The organism is Moraxella sp. CTOTU49097, from assembly GCF_032064105.1.
Classification (GTDB): Bacteria; Pseudomonadota; Gammaproteobacteria; order Pseudomonadales; family Moraxellaceae; genus Faucicola; species Faucicola osloensis_B.
Window position 1 is genome coordinate 117,052 of sequence record NZ_DAMBOA010000004.1, and the last position, 15,446, is coordinate 132,497.

14 protein-coding genes and 2 tRNA genes are annotated in these 15,446 nt (G+C 42.7%); 7 read left to right on the forward strand and 9 right to left on the reverse strand.

What is annotated here, in order from left to right; genetic code table 11:
- Positions 1-7 precede the first annotated feature (7 nt).
- The 6 genes from nusA to tpiA all read right to left on the reverse strand — a co-directional run bounded on the left by nusA (position 8) and on the right by tpiA (position 3,931).
- Entirely contained in the window at positions 8-1,489 is a 1,482-nt protein-coding gene (gene nusA, locus RT064_RS04240; RefSeq protein ID WP_062332403.1) for a transcription termination factor NusA, read from the reverse strand.
- Between the two features lie 117 nt (positions 1,490-1,606).
- A complete protein-coding gene (gene rimP, locus RT064_RS04245; RefSeq protein ID WP_313061828.1) occupies positions 1,607-2,116 on the reverse strand; it encodes a ribosome maturation factor RimP in 510 nt (169 codons plus the stop codon).
- A 225-nt stretch (positions 2,117-2,341) separates the two neighbouring features.
- A tRNA-Met gene (locus RT064_RS04250) sits at positions 2,342-2,418 on the reverse strand.
- A 68-nt stretch (positions 2,419-2,486) separates the two neighbouring features.
- Positions 2,487-2,571, reverse strand: a tRNA-Leu gene (locus tag RT064_RS04255).
- A 108-nt stretch (positions 2,572-2,679) separates the two neighbouring features.
- A complete protein-coding gene (gene secG / locus RT064_RS04260) occupies positions 2,680-3,000 on the reverse strand; it encodes a preprotein translocase subunit SecG (protein WP_036594931.1) in 321 nt (106 codons plus the stop codon).
- A gap of 91 nt (positions 3,001-3,091) precedes the next feature.
- The gene (tpiA, locus tag RT064_RS04265; protein WP_313061831.1) at positions 3,092-3,931 is read right to left on the reverse strand and encodes a triose-phosphate isomerase; all 840 of its coding nucleotides are present in this window, start codon (positions 3,929-3,931) and stop codon (positions 3,092-3,094) included.
- 422 nt (positions 3,932-4,353) lie between these two features.
- On the opposite strand from tpiA, the gene pilB reads away from it, so the two are divergent.
- From pilB to coaE, 4 genes are read left to right on the forward strand one after another with little or no spacing between them, the layout of a single operon-like run.
- Positions 4,354-6,060, forward strand: coding sequence for a type IV-A pilus assembly ATPase PilB (gene pilB, locus RT064_RS04270; protein WP_313061832.1), 1,707 nt, complete (start codon positions 4,354-4,356; stop codon positions 6,058-6,060).
- Positions 6,061-6,116: 56 nt separating this feature from the next.
- Positions 6,117-7,340 carry a type II secretion system F family protein gene (locus RT064_RS04275; RefSeq protein WP_313061836.1) on the forward strand — a complete coding sequence of 408 codons (1,224 nt, stop codon included), beginning with the start codon at positions 6,117-6,119 and terminating at the stop codon, positions 7,338-7,340.
- Positions 7,341-7,345: 5 nt separating this feature from the next.
- Positions 7,346-8,221, forward strand: coding sequence for a prepilin peptidase (locus RT064_RS04280; RefSeq protein WP_313061840.1), 876 nt, complete (start codon positions 7,346-7,348; stop codon positions 8,219-8,221).
- The gene (coaE, locus tag RT064_RS04285) at positions 8,218-8,874 is read left to right on the forward strand and encodes a dephospho-CoA kinase (protein ID WP_313061845.1); all 657 of its coding nucleotides are present in this window, start codon (positions 8,218-8,220) and stop codon (positions 8,872-8,874) included. Before RT064_RS04280 ends, coaE begins: the two co-directional genes overlap by 4 nt.
- 57 nt (positions 8,875-8,931) lie before the next feature.
- Here the strand turns inward: coaE and RT064_RS04290 are convergent, their stop codons facing one another.
- Together RT064_RS04290 and RT064_RS04295 are read right to left on the reverse strand one after the other, a co-directional pair.
- Positions 8,932-10,338 carry a nicotinate phosphoribosyltransferase gene (locus RT064_RS04290; protein WP_313061848.1) on the reverse strand — a complete coding sequence of 469 codons (1,407 nt, stop codon included), beginning with the start codon at positions 10,336-10,338 and terminating at the stop codon, positions 8,932-8,934.
- A 69-nt stretch (positions 10,339-10,407) separates the two neighbouring features.
- On the reverse strand, positions 10,408-11,511 hold the full coding sequence (locus RT064_RS04295) for a bifunctional nicotinamide-nucleotide adenylyltransferase/Nudix hydroxylase (protein ID WP_313061850.1): 1,104 nt from the start codon (positions 11,509-11,511) through the stop codon (positions 10,408-10,410).
- 298 nt (positions 11,512-11,809) lie between these two features.
- On the opposite strand from RT064_RS04295, the gene nfuA reads away from it, so the two are divergent.
- Positions 11,810-12,427, forward strand: coding sequence for a Fe-S biogenesis protein NfuA (gene nfuA / locus RT064_RS04300; protein WP_007115071.1), 618 nt, complete (start codon positions 11,810-11,812; stop codon positions 12,425-12,427).
- 133 nt (positions 12,428-12,560) lie between these two features.
- Here the strand turns inward: nfuA and gltA are convergent, their stop codons facing one another.
- Positions 12,561-13,847, reverse strand: coding sequence for a citrate synthase (gltA, locus tag RT064_RS04305; RefSeq protein ID WP_062332382.1), 1,287 nt, complete (start codon positions 13,845-13,847; stop codon positions 12,561-12,563).
- A gap of 779 nt (positions 13,848-14,626) precedes the next feature.
- On the opposite strand from gltA, the gene sdhC reads away from it, so the two are divergent.
- Both sdhC and sdhD read left to right on the forward strand, forming a co-directional pair.
- The gene (sdhC, locus tag RT064_RS04310; protein ID WP_071586266.1) at positions 14,627-15,016 is read left to right on the forward strand and encodes a succinate dehydrogenase, cytochrome b556 subunit; all 390 of its coding nucleotides are present in this window, start codon (positions 14,627-14,629) and stop codon (positions 15,014-15,016) included.
- Positions 15,016-15,351, forward strand: a complete 336-nt coding sequence (gene sdhD / locus RT064_RS04315; protein WP_036594948.1) for a succinate dehydrogenase, hydrophobic membrane anchor protein — start codon at positions 15,016-15,018, stop codon at positions 15,349-15,351. Before sdhC ends, sdhD begins: the two co-directional genes overlap by 1 nt.
- Positions 15,352-15,446: the final 95 nt, after the last annotated feature.

Consider the following 15,446-nt stretch of genomic DNA (forward strand, 5'->3'; position numbering starts at 1 on the left):
ACCTTTTTTAATTAAACCATGATTCACGGGCTTTCATAATAAGCTCACCTGCGGTCTTTTCATCAAGACCTTCGATATCTTGGATATCAAAGATGGCTTGTTCGGCAAGGTCGTCGACGGTGATGACATCACGTTCGGCAAGCTTGTAGGCCCATGCTTGAGTCATGCCTTCAAGGTTTAGAAGCTCTTGGCTTGGCTCTTTAATATTTTGTTGTTTGACCAATTCATCGGCAATCACCGCTTCTTTGGCACGTTCTTGGATTGCGTCGATGGCGTCATCATCTAGCCCATCGATGTCGTAGAAAGTCTCAGCAGGGACATACGCAACTTCTTCAAGTGAGGTAAATCCAATATCCACCAAGGCTTGTGCCAAATCTTCATCGACTTCAAGACGTGTGTAGAATAGATCGCGATACACTTTGGTTTCTGATTCTTGTTGAGCATTGTACTCGTCTTCGAGCATCATGTTAAGACGATAGCCTGTTAATTCTGATGCAAGGCGCACGTTTTGACCTTGTGAGCCAATCGCACGGGCCAACTGATCGTTAGTGGCAAAGATGATATCCGCCGTTTTGGTATCTTCATCAAGAATAATACGATCAACATCCGCAGGTTCCAAAGCGCTGATAATGTACTGCACCGGATCATCCGACCATACCACTACGTCAATACGCTCGCCGTCAAGCTCTTGTTGCACGGCTTGGATACGGGTGCCACGCATACCAATACAAGCACCGACAGGGTCGATACGATGGTCATTGGTTTTGACTGAAATCTTAGCACGTAAGCCAGGTTGACGGGCAACATCACGAATTTCAATGATTTGCTCAGCAATCTCTGGTACTTCTTTTTGCATCAGTGCTGTCAGCATTTGTGGTGAGGTACGAGACAATACAAGCTGGGCACCACGGTTATCACGATTGACTTGTTCTAAAATCGCATTGATACGACCTTTGATGCGTAGCTGCTCACGCGGCAACATTTTATCGCGCGGTAGATAGGCTTCGACATTATCGCCCAAATCAATGATGTAACCATCGCGCGCCGGTTTTTTGACTTCACCGGTAATCATCTCGCCGATACGATGTTCAAACGCATCTGCCACCAGTGAGCGTTCAGCTTCACGGATTTTTTGAATGATGACTTGTTTGGCTTGGGTAGCGGCAATACGACCAAATTCAATGGACTCGATTTGTTCTTCTTTAATGTCGCCGATTTTCCATTCGTTTTCATCCAAATCGCTAATCGCTAGCTGACAGGCAGGCATCTCATGATCTTCATCTGCCACTACTGTCCAATAACGGTAAGTGTCATAGTCACCTGTTTTGCGATTGATATGGACGCGAATGGCAACTTCAGGTTGCTCACTATAAAGTTTCTTTTTGGTCGATACCACCAATGCTTGCTCAATCGCTTCAAAAATATCTTCAGGATTTAAGCCTTTTTCATTACTGACGGTTTCAACGACCGTTAAAATTTCTCGATTCATGTAATCACCTATAATTTAAGTCATTCTAGACTTTATTCTTTAAAATCTTGCTTTTAGCTAGAAAAAAGTTAGCTAGAAGACATAGCGTAAAAAAGGCATTAACCCCAAATTTAAAAGCTAAAATTGGTAGACCAAATTGGCTTTATCAATATTATCAAGCTCGATGGCTAAAGGTTGGTCATTGCCTTGATCATTTTCGGTTTTGACTGTCAACTGGTGCTCGTCAATATTGACCAATTCGCCTGTTACTTTACGGCGCTTATCACTACCTTGTCCAATTGCATGAATCAATCGTAAGCTGAGGGTTTGCCCCACATAGTCATGCAGCTGCTCAGCAGAAAAAAACGCGCGATCCAAACCGGGTGAAGACACCTCAAGTAGATACTCGCCTGCAATCGGGTCGTGCAAGTCCAACACACCACCGACTTGGTGGGTGACCGCAGCACAGTCTTCAATAGTGACTTGTTTGCCTTCGGCACGGTCTTCAGGTAGGGCTTCAATATAAATACGAAGAAGAGAGCGTCGACCTTGTGGTACAAATTCAATACCCCACAAGCTCACATCACAGGCAGTTACTGCTGGCTCAATGATTTGGGTCAGTTCAGCAACTTTCGTTGATAGTTTCATGATATCCTTTACAGTTGATTATTAACATCTTTGTTGATTTTAAAAGCTAATTTTAAAAATTGGCACATTACTAAAACGCAACCGCTAATTTAGCAAAACTTAAGTTTTTTCGAAACCAACAGATACAAAAAAACCCACAAACTAATTGGTGGGCTTTTAAATCAATAAAAGTGTGTCTAAATTGATTTTTCTAGTAATGATACCAAAGCAATGCTACTAGAAAAGTGGTAGCGGGGGCTGGATTTGAACCAACGACCTTCGGGTTATGAGCCCGACGAGCTACCAGACTGCTCCACCCCGCAACAATTTAGAGAGCGTATTATAGAGTGAGATATTAACCTTGTCAACAGTTATTTAAAATTAATTTAGTTGGTGCGAATGGAGGGACTCGAACCCTCACACCTTGCGGCACTACCACCTCAAGGTAGCGTGTCTACCAATTCCACCACAATCGCAAAAAACCAAACTACTTTAACCAAGCTATTTTTTAAATAACAACACTCTAAAATAGACGCTGTATTCTAGGTCAAAACTACCAATAACGCAACATTTTTTTTAATAACTTATTTGGCAGGTGTAGGCGTCGTTGGTGTAGGGCTTGCAGGCGCAGTATTGGTCGCTAGGCTGGTATCAAGGGTACGGCTAGATAGCGATTGCTGTTTAGCAAATACTGCCAGTGTCATACTGGTAATAAAGAAAATTGCTGTTAAAACCGCCGTCAAGCGCGTCAAAAAGTTGGCAGAGCCAGACGCACCAAATACGGTTGCCGAACCACCTGCACCAAATGAAGCGCCGGCATCGGCACCTTTACCATGTTGAACTAAAATCAGACCAATCATTGAAATGGCGACAATGATGTGAACCACTAAAATTGCATTATACATACTTATCTCTACAAAAATTGATAGCACTAATCCCCAACAAGAACGCTGTCAGTGGCAAAAGTAAGAAATTTTAAATGGGTGATATTTTACCTTAAATCTGGGCAAATGCTTGAATAATTTGTGTAAAGCCAGTCGCGTCTAGTGACGCCCCGCCTACCAACACCCCACTTACATTTGGGCATTGGGCGATTTCTGCAGCATTATCCGCTTTCACACTGCCACCATACAATATCGGTGTGGTCGCTAAAGAGGCATCCATGTCCATTAATGTGATGTTGATAAAAGCATGAATATTTTGTACTTCTTGTATGGTTGGGATTTTACCTGTACCAATTGCCCAAACCGGTTCATAAGCAATAATCAATCGTGATGCTAAGTTACTCAATTGGGCGTTTTCAGATTGGGTATTAGCAAATTCAGCGGCTAGTTGTTTAACTACCATTAATTGTGCTGCTAGCACATCTTGGGTCTGATTTTGCTCATACTGGGCTTGTGTTTCACCGATACAAAAAACAACGGTTAAATCGTGTGCAAAGGCATTGCGAATTTTTTGGATTAAACAAGCGTCATCTTCATTAAAATATTGACGGCGTTCTGAATGTCCGACTAAAACGTAATTTACCTGAGCGTCCTTGAGCTGAGCACCCGAAACCTCCCCAGTAAACGCGCCTTTATCGGCGTGTTGTGCACATAAGTTTTGCGCAGCTAGCCCGATGTTACATGATCCATGTTGGATGGCTTGTTGCGTGGTCGATAAATGCATAAAACTCGGGGCGACAACCACGTTACAGCTTTGCAGTGCATCTGCCGGTAGCTGCTGCTGCAAATCGGTCATGAGGGCTGTGACAGTCAGCTGTGTGCTAGGATTCATTTTCCAATTAGCAATCACCCAAGAATTCTGCCAATTTGCTACATAATCAGATGCTTTCATAATGTCCCTGTCAATTGAGGTAAGTGGTTATCTATGAATTTGCAAAGTATAAATGTCAAGATAACATTAAAATATAAGTAACGCTATTTAACATATCATGAGGTAAAACATTACCATTTAAAAATATCACGATATGAAAATAGGAGTATTTAGAATACTAGGCGTAAAATGGTAGGTATTATATAAGCAATTGCAGCGATTTGCCGAATAAATTATTGGGTTACGCAAGTGAGGTGTTTAAAGAAGGGATAAAGTATAAAACAGTTTTATGAAAGTTGATTGATGGAGATAAAATGCGATAAAAAATTATTTATCGTTGAATTCACGGATTTGTCGAGAATGATTTGTTAATATATAAATGAATAGTTTACACTAACAAACATTAGCCCATTTGAATAAATATTGAGTAAACGAGAAAAACGATGGCGGCATCCCTTCCTGGTTTTGGTGGCATTGCATCGCGATTAGTGCATGAAGGACTAATTAGCGAAGCAGCAATGCAAAAAGTATTGGCAGAATCGCAGCAGCAAAAAACAAATTTAATCGCCTATGTGGTTGATAATAAGCTTGCGCAACCTGACGCAGTAGCGTGGGTAATTTCGCGAGAATTTGGCGATCCACTCATTGATTTGGATGCCATCAATGTCAACTATATTCCAAAAGAAGCGGTTGATGAAAAAATTATTCGCGAATTTAATATTCTGCCGATTTTCCAACGAGGTAGCCGCTTATTTGTTGCCATGAGTGACCCAACTCGGGTAGATGCTTTAGACGCGCTGCGGTTTGGTACAAGGTTTACTGTAGAAACAGTGGTTGCCGAACACCACAAAATCAAATCACTCATCGAAAAAATCTTTGCTACCAGCGATTTAGCTGATTTTGATGATATGGAAGCGGTGGAGTTTGATGAAACCCGTGCCGATGACGACAATAGTGCCACCAGTCATTTAGATATCAATGATGAAGCGCCTGTCGTCAAGTTTATAAATGGGATGCTCATCAAAGCCATTACCATGGGCGCCTCAGACTTACACTTTGAACCCTATGAAAAATCTTATCGCGTGCGTTTTCGTATTGATGGGGTGTTGGAAAAAATGGCAAATCCACCGACACAGCTAGCGGGTAAAATTGCTGCCCGCCTAAAAGTCATGTCACAAATGGACATCTCTGAACGCCGCGTGCCGCAAGATGGTCGTATCAAATTAAAAATCTCCAAGGATAAGGCGATTGATTTTCGTGTCAACTCACTGCCAACCTTATTTGGTGAAAAAATCGTACTGCGTATTTTAGACCCATCATCAGCGATGCTAGGCATTGATGCACTCGGCTATGAGCCGGACCAAAAGCAGCTATTTATGGATGCGCTGGCAAAACCGCAAGGGATGTTATTGATTACCGGCCCTACTGGTTCGGGTAAAACCGTCTCCTTGTACACCGGTCTTAATATCTTAAACACAGTTGAGACCAATATTTCCACCGCAGAAGATCCCGTTGAAATTAACCTTGAAGGCATCAATCAGGTCAACGTAAATAATAAAGTTGGCTTGACCTTTGCCAGTGCGCTCAAATCATTCTTGCGTCAAGACCCTGATATTGTGATGGTCGGTGAGATTCGTGACTTGGAAACGGCGGAAATTGCTGTCAAAGCTGCACAAACAGGGCATATGGTGCTGTCAACCTTGCATACCAACTCAGCGCCAGAAACCTTAACGCGTCTGCGTAATATGGGTGTGGCATCCTTTAACATTGCCACCTCAGTCAATTTGGTAATCGCACAGCGCTTAGCCCGTCGCCTGTGTAAATCCTGCAAAAAACCGACAGATGTACCAAAACATAGCTTGCTTGAAATGGGCTTTACGGAAGAAGATTTGGCAGATCCCAGCAATGTCATTTATGAGCCTGTTGGCTGCTCTGAATGCCGCGATGGCTATAAAGGACGCGTTGGTATTTATGAAGTGATGAAAGTAACACCAGAGATTGCCCGAATTATTATGGAAGACGGCAACGCTATTGAGATTAAAGACGCTGCCTTAAAGCAAGGGTTTAGGGATTTAAGGCGCTCTGGCATTTTAAAGGTTCTAAAAGGCACGACCAGTATCCAAGAGATGTATCGAGTTACTAGCGAATAGTGCGTTTTTCGTCCGTCTTTATTGAAGATTAGTTCAGATAGTAAGGGGTTAAGGGTATGGCAAAAGTCCAAACAGAAATGTTATTAGACTTTGTCTATGATGGGGTCAATCGCCGTGGCGAAAAAGTTAAAGGCGAAACCACCAGCCGCAATATTGAGCTGGCAAAAGCGCAACTACGCAAGCAAGGCATCAAAGTCAAGACGATTAAGAAAAAACCTAAGCCTATTTTTCAAATGAAAAAAAGCATCAAGGCAATTGATATTGCTATCTTTGTGCGGCAGTTGGCTACGATGATGAAAGCGGGCGTTCCCCTTACTCAGTCGTTTGAAATCGTTGCAGATGCGCTCGATAACCCCTCAATGAAAGAGTTGGTGCTTAGTGTCAAGTCAGAAGTGGAATCAGGGAGCACCTTTGCTGCTGCGCTGCGCAAACATCCCAGATATTTTGATGACCTGTTTTGTTCATTAGTAGAGGCAGGTGAGCAGTCGGGTGCGCTTGAAACCATGCTTGAGCGTGTCGCGACGTACAAAGAAAAAAGTGAGCTACTAAAAGCAAAAATTAAAAAAGCCTTGAAATACCCGATTGCGGTTATCGTGGTTGCGATTATCGTTACCATTATTTTGCTGGTTAAAGTAGTACCGGTGTTTGCTGATTTATTCAATTCATTTGGCGCAGAGTTACCCGCGTTTACCCGGATGGTCGTCAGTATGTCGGAGTGGATGCAAAAATGGTGGTGGTTATTGCTATTTGGCATTGCAGGGGCTGTCGTTGGCTTTTCTGAAGCTAAAAAACGTAGCAAGCCCTTTAATGATTTTTTAGACCGACTTACCTTAAAATTGCCAATCTTTGGCAATATTGCTTATCAAGCGGTGGTTGCCCGTTTTTCCCGTACTTTATCTACCACTTTTGCAGCAGGTGTGCCGCTGATTGATGCGTTAGATTCAACCGCTGGGGCAACCAACAATGTGGTGTTTTATAATGCGACGCAAAAAATTAAAGGCGATGTTGCGACGGGTCAACAACTACAGTTTTCGATGCGTTCTACCAATCTTTTTCCGAGTATGGCTATCCAAATGGTTGGTATTGGTGAAGAGTCAGGTAGTCTAGAGGAGATGCTTGATAAAGTGGCGACTTATTATGAAAACGAAGTGGATAACGCCGTAGACGGGTTAACAAGTCTGATGGAACCGATGATTATGGCTATTTTGGGGGTGCTGGTAGGGGGTCTGGTGATTGCCATGTATCTACCAATTTTCCAAATGGGCTCGGTGGTGGGCTAAATACGATGGGGATTTTTTCAGATTTTATTTTGTTACTACAACAGTCGCAATGGCTGACGTTGATTATCGTAGCTTTATTGGGATTATGCGTGGGTAGTTTTTTAAATGTGGTGATTTATCGCACGCCTTTGATGATGGAGCAGCAGTGGAAGAACGAATGCCAGTTATTGCTCCATCCAGAAACCGTTATTGACCATCATGAATCCATGACCTTAAGCCGTCCTGCTTCTCGTTGCCCGCATTGTGGGCATTCAATACGTTGGTTTGAAAATATGCCTGTTATTAGCTGGCTACTGCTAAAAGGGAAATGTAGTCAGTGTCATAACGCCATTAGTTATCGTTATCCGCTTGTAGAAATCATCACCGCTATTTTGTCTGTGTTGGTTGTTATGAAATTTGGTGTTACTTGGCAAGCGCTGGCAGGATTAGCACTCACATGGACATTAGTGGCTTTGACAGGCATTGATTTTGATACCCAATTGTTGCCTGACCGATTTACATTGCCGTTAGCGGGATTAGGATTATTCGTCAATGCCTTTGGCTTGTTTGTCAGTCCCACAGCGGCTATTTTTGGCTATGTGTTTGGGTTTTTATGCCTGTGGATTGTGTATCAACTGTTTTTGCTGATTACGGGCAAGCACGGTATGGGGCATGGCGATTTTAAATTATTAGCGGCTTTGGGGGCTTGGCTAGGGCCTTTGATGCTACCCTTAATTGTGCTTTTATCTGCGTTTGTCGGCTCGGTTGTGGGTGTGATATTGATGAAGCGCTCAGGTGAAAGCAAACCTTTTGCTTTTGGACCTTATATCGCAATTGCTGGCATGATAGCACTTTTATATGGGCAATCAATAATGTCGTGGTATCTAGGCAAGATGTCATGACGTCATTTATGGGTCAATTTTGCGTGAATCAAGGAGGGGTTGCGATGTTGGTAGTGGGGCTTACAGGTGGTATCGGTAGTGGTAAATCACAAGTGAGCCGTTGGTTTGCTGAGCATGGAATTGTCATTATTGACGCAGATGTATTGGCACGTGACGTCGTTGCCAAAGGTTCGCCAACGCTAAAAAAAATTGTCGCCAAATTTGGTGACTGGGTGATTGATGAGGCAGGTGAGCTTAATCGCCGTGCCATGCGAGAACATGTATTTGGCAGTGCGCAAGCGCTAATGGATTTGGAACAAATCACCCATCCTGCCATTCGTAGCCGTGCCAAAGAATTACTAGCAACTGCCCAGTCACCCTATGTAATTTTGGTGGCACCCTTACTGTTAGAAGCCTCTGAAGCGGGGCTGGCCAATCTGTGTGAGCGAGTATTGGTGATCGATAGTCATGAATCCTTGCAGATTGAGCGTGCCAGTCAGCGTGATGGTCAAACGCCTGAGCGTATTCAAAATATTATGGCAAATCAACTCTCCCGTCATGACAGGCTCAGACAAGCCGATGACATTGTCGATAACAACGGTAGCTTAGAGGATTTGTATTTAAAACTTGAACAGTTGCACCAAAAATATTTGGCAATGGCAGGGGTTAATTAGCGCCAAAGATAACAAGCCGTCTGATTAAGACGGCTGTTGAGATTGCGACAAGTTAAATTATGATTTTACCGATGAGCGTTGACGAATCGCAGTCAGCGTATCATCAACTAATAAGTCACCGTTCAAAAATACATCTTGCAACAAATTATTTTGCTCAGCAAGCTCATCTTCACGCAGCGTCATATAACTACCCTGATGTTTGACCAAGGCTAAACGCCCGCGTTTGCTGCGTTTGCTCACACTGGTAATTGGGTCTTTATAGACGTCTCGCCAAAAACCGTCCACCCGTGCGCTGCTGGTTTTCATGGCAAAATTCAAAGTATCGCGGTTGACTTGTTGCAGTAGCCCGCCACCCATCCCAAAGGTGATATTGTCACTACTAAATCCTGCTTTAATCACCGCATCAATTATTTTACCCATGCTAGTGGGATTAATACCATCCCCTTGGATAAGTCGCACATAGCTTGGCAGTAATTTGTAGCCTTTTGAGTTGGTGGTGGTGCCAAATTTCGCTGCAAGGCGCTGTAAGGCTTCACGCACCACTTTAATCGGATCGCCACTATCAGGGCGAATGACCAACGTGCCGCCTGTTTGCGCCACTTTTTCTTTTAGCTCACCACCCCAGATATTATCAATGGCATTCCATAAGTCGTAGCTATCACTCACCACCGCAAAGGTTTTACCTTCACCGCCAAATTTGGCAATCATATTGGCATAGGCGTTCGCTTCATGCTCACGACCCCAAGTGGTCATGGTGCTATGTTCTGCTGCGGGAATGGAAAAAGCCGTCATGTCATTTTGCATACCATACCAACGATTGGCAGCCACAATCGCGCTTAAAGTATCCGTACCGGAAAAATTTACCAAGTGGGCAAGAGCGCCGAGTGCAGCCGATTCAAGGCTAGACACACCACGGGCGCCAAAATCATGCAATTTAAACGGTAGATTATTTAAGTTATCCGCCGATTTTTCCAAGCCTGCTTTGATGATTTGCTTACAATAATAAGAAAGGCTTGCCACAGTGCTAGGATACCAAATAGCGCGCAATAGCGTGGTTTCGATATAGCTCGTCAACCAGTAAAACTCAGGGTCGGTATTCACCACCTGACACAATACTTGACCCGTTGGTACTACCATGCCTTCTGGTATCGCTTGAATGCGAAGTGGTAAAAGACCGCCATGTTTGGCGACTAATTGTCGCCAGCCTGCTTCATTAAACGGTACGCCATGAGCAGCAAGTAGCACTTTGGCTTCATCTATATCGGCGTCGGTAATGGGCTTGGTAAGATACTGTTTTAAAAAAGCTTGTAGACCAAAAAATAGCACATTTTCAAAGTTGCTATTACCGCCACGCGCTTCAATATAGCTAGATACGTACTCGGTATTTGGTGGGTACTGCAGCCAATGCGACGTCTTATAGCTGTCAGTATTTAAAATAAAATTGTCAAAATTTTGACTAAACATCACAGAACTCCTCTGGTGATTGCTTGCGCAGGTTAAAACCAAACCGTCTATCAGTTTGGCAGGAAAAAATCAGAGACCCACCATTTTACAAATAATGGCATAATGGTCTTCAAACAGTTTATCGGCTCTTAATTCAGCCAAGGGTAGCCAAAACGCTTTTTTGGCATCATCGCCACCTTTCACCGACGGTAAGCCTTTGGGGTCGTTTTTGAGTACAAAGTAAAACGCTTGGGTGATGGTACGCCCACGAGCCGAGCGATACGGGTCATCAAAGGTGTGTTGACTATGGCGTGAGCCGCGCAGAACCGCTTCAGGGACTTTTAACCGTGTCTCCTCACGTAGCTCACGAATACAGGCGTCAAATAGTGTCTCTTTAGGGTCAATAAAGCCACCAGGCAATGCCCATAGCCCTTGACCTGGCATACCACGACGCTCGACTAATAAGATGTGTCCTGATTGAATGACCACGGCATCAACCGTCATAAAGGTGGGCGGATAGGGGCTTGCTTCCCATTGTTTTTTATATTTATCAATGAAGCCAGCCTCTTCGTGTAGACGCTTAAATGCTTCGGTCTTTTTAAATGCCTTCATGACATCGGTTGTCGATTGCGGTACCGTATCGGTTAGGGGATCGGCACCCAGCAAAAAGCCTTCGCGAATTGGCGTGGCAGATAACTCATGGAAATTCGGCACTGCCACCGACTGCCAATTTGGAAAAAGTGACAAGTAATATGATGAGCTGTCTTTTGAATGCCCAATCAGACCAATATTGGCGTTTAAGTCGCCGGTAACCGACTTCACGCACTGCTGCACGTATTGAAGCCATTTTGTATCATTGTATAAGGCATCATCCAAACCGACACAATGAATACGTTTGGCATCTTTTTTGTCAAAGGCGCCTAAAATCATCTGGCTACGTGCTTCGACACTAAAGCTATTGCGGATACTACTTGGCAAATTGGCAGAGCCAATCAGCATAATCACATTTTCAGCAAGCTTTAATGCTTCATCGACAACCGATTTATGACCTAAATGAAACGGCTGAAAACGTCCGATAAACACCAAATAATCATATGGATAGCCTTTTTTATTTTTGGGTGTGCTAAAACGCCCTTTATCTTCGGTAACGTCGTTTTTAGCAACCATGATAGTGTCATTAGTGTTATTTGGCATGACGCAAACTCCTTGCGAATGATAACGCCCTCGGTCTATCCAATAGCGTTTTGGGGATAAAGTTCGGTGACAAAGCATGTTTTTTTAACTATCTTGCCTAAACTTTCAACCAATGCCAAGTTATTTTTGGTTAAAGATTTTTAGTTAAAGATAATGGCTAGATTCAAGTTTTGTCTTAGCTAAAAAATATTGTGACGACCCTTGATAAGCCAAAAAACCACCCCCAATAAAATCCGAGTAAATTACTCAAGTTTATGCTAAAATATGGGTAAAAATTGATGACAAGCTAGGGTGACATATGAGCGATACAGAAAAAACCACAAATATCAAAATTACCGATTCAGCGCAAGGTTATCTGACTGAGTTATTGGCAAAACAAAATACTGACGGCATCGGTGTACGTATTTTTGTTGAACATCCAGGCACGCCGCGAGCAGAATGCTGTATGTCATATAGCCAGCCAAATGAACACAATCCTGACGATTTAAAATTGGATTATGAGACATTCACCGCTTATATAGACACCCCGTCTATTCCTTATCTTGAAGATGCAGTGATTGATTACAATAAAGACCGTTTTGGCGGTCAATTGACATTCCGTGCACCCAACTCAAAAGTGCCAAAACTGGGTGAAAATGCCAGCCTAGAGGAGCGTATCAATTACGTGTTGTCTTCAGAAATCAATCCAAATCTAGCGTCGCATGGGGGTAACGTGCAATTGGTGGATTTGGTACATGAAGAAGGGGTTGGTATCACCGCCGTGCTTAAATTTGGCGGCGGCTGTCAGGGCTGCTCTGCAGTTGATATGACGCTAAAACAAGGGGTTGAAGTCTCGCTAAAACAGCAAATACCAGAATTAACCCAAGTGATTGATGAGACCGACCATACCTATACTGCCAATGCGTTTTATAAGTAAGGTGAAGTGATTAGCAAGTTATAGTTAAATGAAAAGGGCGTTGCAAAACGTCCTTTTTTATTGATTAACATTTAACAATAAAAAACCCAGTGTGAAACTGGGTTTTGGTTCGAAGCATTTTTGAAGCATTGGCTTAGTCGCGGTCTTCAACAGCCACAAAATCACGCTGGGTGTAGCCAGTATATAACTGACGTGGACGACCGATTTTGTAAGGTGCAGAGTGCATTTCTAACCAGTGACTAATCCAACCAGAAGTACGTGCTAAAGCAAAGATTACGGTAAACATAGAAGTTGGAATACCGATGGCTTTTAGGATGATACCTGAGTAAAAGTCAACATTTGGATATAGGTTACGCTCTTTAAAGTACGGGTCATTCAAGGCGATTTGTTCAAGCTTCATCGCAAGTTCAAGTTGTGGATCTTTGATGCCAAGCTCGCCCAATACTTCGTCACAAGTTTCTTTCATCACTTTGGCGCGTGGGTCAAAGTTTTTATAAACACGGTGACCAAAGCCCATCAATTTCACTTCTTTACGTTTTACTTTTTCCATGAATTCATCAACGTTGTCTACGCTGCCGATTTCATCCAACATTTTAAGTACAGCTTCGTTAGCACCACCGTGCGCAGGTCCCCAAAGAGCCGCGATACCCGCTGCAATACAAGCGTATGGGTTAGCACCCGTAGAGCCTGCTAGACGTACAGTTGATGTAGAGGCATTTTGTTCGTGGTCAGCATGTAAAGTAAAGATTTTGTCCATCGCTTTTGCAAGGATTGGATTGACTTTATAGTTGACATCCGCTGGGGTTGCAAACATCATGTGTAAGAAGTTTTCAGCGTAGTTTAAATCATTACGCGGATACATGAATGGTTGACCATTGCTGTATTTGTAGCACATGGCGGCGATGGTAGGGACTTTAGCAATCAAACGAATCGCGGTGATTTCACGATGGTCTTGTTTGCTCACATCAAGATTGTTGTGGTAGAACGCAGATAATGCACCCATCACACCGACCATAATTGCCATCGGATGAGCGTCACGGCGGAAACCTTCAAAGAAACGACGTAATTGGTCATTCACCATTGAATGTTTACGAACTTTTTCGTAGAAGTCAGCTTTTTGCTCAGCATTGGGTAATTCACCATGAATGAGTGCATACGCAACTTCTAAGTATTCGGCTTTATCAGCTAATTGGTCAATTGGGTAACCACGGTGTAATAAGATACCTTTGTCACCATCAATGAAGGTGATTTTTGATTCAGTGGAAGCGGTTGACATGAAACCTGGATCGTATGTCCAAAAACCAGCTTGGGGTACTGCCTTAATATCGAGTACAGGATCGCCTAATGTTCCTTCAATGATAGGAAGCTCATAGTCCTGGCCATTGACGTGCAAGGTTGCAATATTGTCTTTCTCTGACATAAAATCCTCTCAGACGTGTAAAAAAAAGAAGACCTATACTTGCTCAAATGCATTGGCGCAATGACAAGGATAGGTGACTGCCCAGCCACACAGAGACGTGCAGGGCGACTTTATTAATAGCGAAAAATAGCGAAAACCCAAAACTAAAACATATCTATATTAACAGCATTTTTGCCAAAAATGAAAGTAAATTTACGCCTTACCCGTCCAAACAGTTAGTTATGATTAACAGGGGTTAACTAAAACTATGCGCTATGCTATCGACATTCTATCAAACCTTGATGCGGTTAAATATCTAGATAGGTGAGTCTCAAAACGCGCAATCTTATCTAATTATTTCTGAATTTTAAGGGTGTGCTACAGTGGTTTGATAAAAGATGGTTTTTTTTCTGTTTTTGTTTGTATTTGTAATCAAAGACTCTTATAATTATAAAAATTTTACTGGTGGCTAGCTTTGTATTATTAATCTTTGCTAAACATAATTTACTTTTTAGCTTTGTGATTTAACAAAATTAAAAAGTAAATTGTGGGTGGCTTTTTGTCGATTATTAGTTTGTAATTTATTAGTTTTTAATTGTCAGATACGATTAGGTTTGCGACTAATAACTATCTATTCTGTGAATAATCCAAAGTACGCTAGCTATTCCTTATCTTCGATTTACCTGTTTTTTGACAGGCTATGTGATTCATCAAACCCTGCAAGTGATTTGAAGTTCGTGCTTGATATTTTGGATATTGGCATAGCGATAACACAGGTAAGTTATAACTGCGAATAAAGGATGCCCGCTGTGAAAAGCAACCGACCGATTGACCTTCCTTTAAGCCAAGTAATTAATGTTAATTCAAAAAACCCAATTGCTTTGGCTTCAATTACCCACCGTGTTTCTGGTGTGGTGCTATTTCTCCTAATTCCTGTGATGTTATGGATTTTTCAAACGTCGCTTGCCAGTGCTGAAGGCTTTGCAGATATTTTCACCAACCCATTGGTGAAGTTTTTGGCTTGGATTTTTGTGGCTGCATTAGGCTACCATTTTGTGATGGGCTTCAAACATTTATTTGCCGACATGGGCATGAATGAAGAATTAAACAGTGGTCGCACCGCGACATTCATTGGCTTTGTACTTGCAGCGCTTTGGGTTGTGGGTTCATTTGTATGGGTGATGTTCTAATGAAAAGTGCAACAGGTTTAACAGGCTCAGGCTCTCGCGATTGGGTGGTACAACGTATTAGTGCGGTTGTATTGGCAGTTTATTCATTGGTGATGTTGGGCTGGTTCTTAACCCACCAACCAACGTTTGAATTATGGCAAGGCTTTATGCTAAGCCTACCGATGCGCTTATTTACGCTATTGATGATACTAGCATTAGTGGGTCATGCGTGGGTAGGGATGTGGACTGTATTAACAGACTACGTTAAGTCAAATGGTTTACGTTTTGTGCTGCAATCTGCCATGATTCTTGCAGTCTTGGTTTATTTATTTTGGGGCGTGATGATTTTCTTCTAAACATCCTGTTAGATAAATTTTGTTAACGTATTTATCGATTTTGACATCCATGGTTTTTTAAGTATGTATACGGATAGAATCGAACCATCATTTAG

What these genes read in the sequence shown, in the direction of transcription:
- nusA (WP_062332403.1), bottom strand. Translation starts at nt 1,489, where the DNA reads ATGAATCGAGAAATTTTAACGGTCGTTGAAACCGTCAGTAATGAAAAA.
- rimP (WP_313061828.1), bottom strand. Translation starts at nt 2,116, where the DNA reads ATGAAACTATCAACGAAAGTTGCTGAACTGACCCAAATCATTGAGCCA.
- secG (WP_036594931.1), bottom strand. Translation starts at nt 3,000, where the DNA reads ATGTATAATGCAATTTTAGTGGTTCACATCATTGTCGCCATTTCAATG.
- tpiA (WP_313061831.1), bottom strand. Translation starts at nt 3,931, where the DNA reads ATGAAAGCATCTGATTATGTAGCAAATTGGCAGAATTCTTGGGTGATT.
- pilB (WP_313061832.1), top strand. Translation starts at nt 4,354, where the DNA reads ATGGCGGCATCCCTTCCTGGTTTTGGTGGCATTGCATCGCGATTAGTG.
- RT064_RS04275 (WP_313061836.1), top strand. Translation starts at nt 6,117, where the DNA reads ATGGCAAAAGTCCAAACAGAAATGTTATTAGACTTTGTCTATGATGGG.
- RT064_RS04280 (WP_313061840.1), top strand. Translation starts at nt 7,346, where the DNA reads ATGGGGATTTTTTCAGATTTTATTTTGTTACTACAACAGTCGCAATGG.
- coaE (WP_313061845.1), top strand. Translation starts at nt 8,218, where the DNA reads ATGACGTCATTTATGGGTCAATTTTGCGTGAATCAAGGAGGGGTTGCG.
- RT064_RS04290 (WP_313061848.1), bottom strand. Translation starts at nt 10,338, where the DNA reads ATGTTTAGTCAAAATTTTGACAATTTTATTTTAAATACTGACAGCTAT.
- RT064_RS04295 (WP_313061850.1), bottom strand. Translation starts at nt 11,511, where the DNA reads ATGCCAAATAACACTAATGACACTATCATGGTTGCTAAAAACGACGTT.
- nfuA (WP_007115071.1), top strand. Translation starts at nt 11,810, where the DNA reads ATGAGCGATACAGAAAAAACCACAAATATCAAAATTACCGATTCAGCG.
- gltA (WP_062332382.1), bottom strand. Translation starts at nt 13,847, where the DNA reads ATGTCAGAGAAAGACAATATTGCAACCTTGCACGTCAATGGCCAGGAC.
- sdhC (WP_071586266.1), top strand. Translation starts at nt 14,627, where the DNA reads ATGCCCGCTGTGAAAAGCAACCGACCGATTGACCTTCCTTTAAGCCAA.
- sdhD (WP_036594948.1), top strand. Translation starts at nt 15,016, where the DNA reads ATGAAAAGTGCAACAGGTTTAACAGGCTCAGGCTCTCGCGATTGGGTG.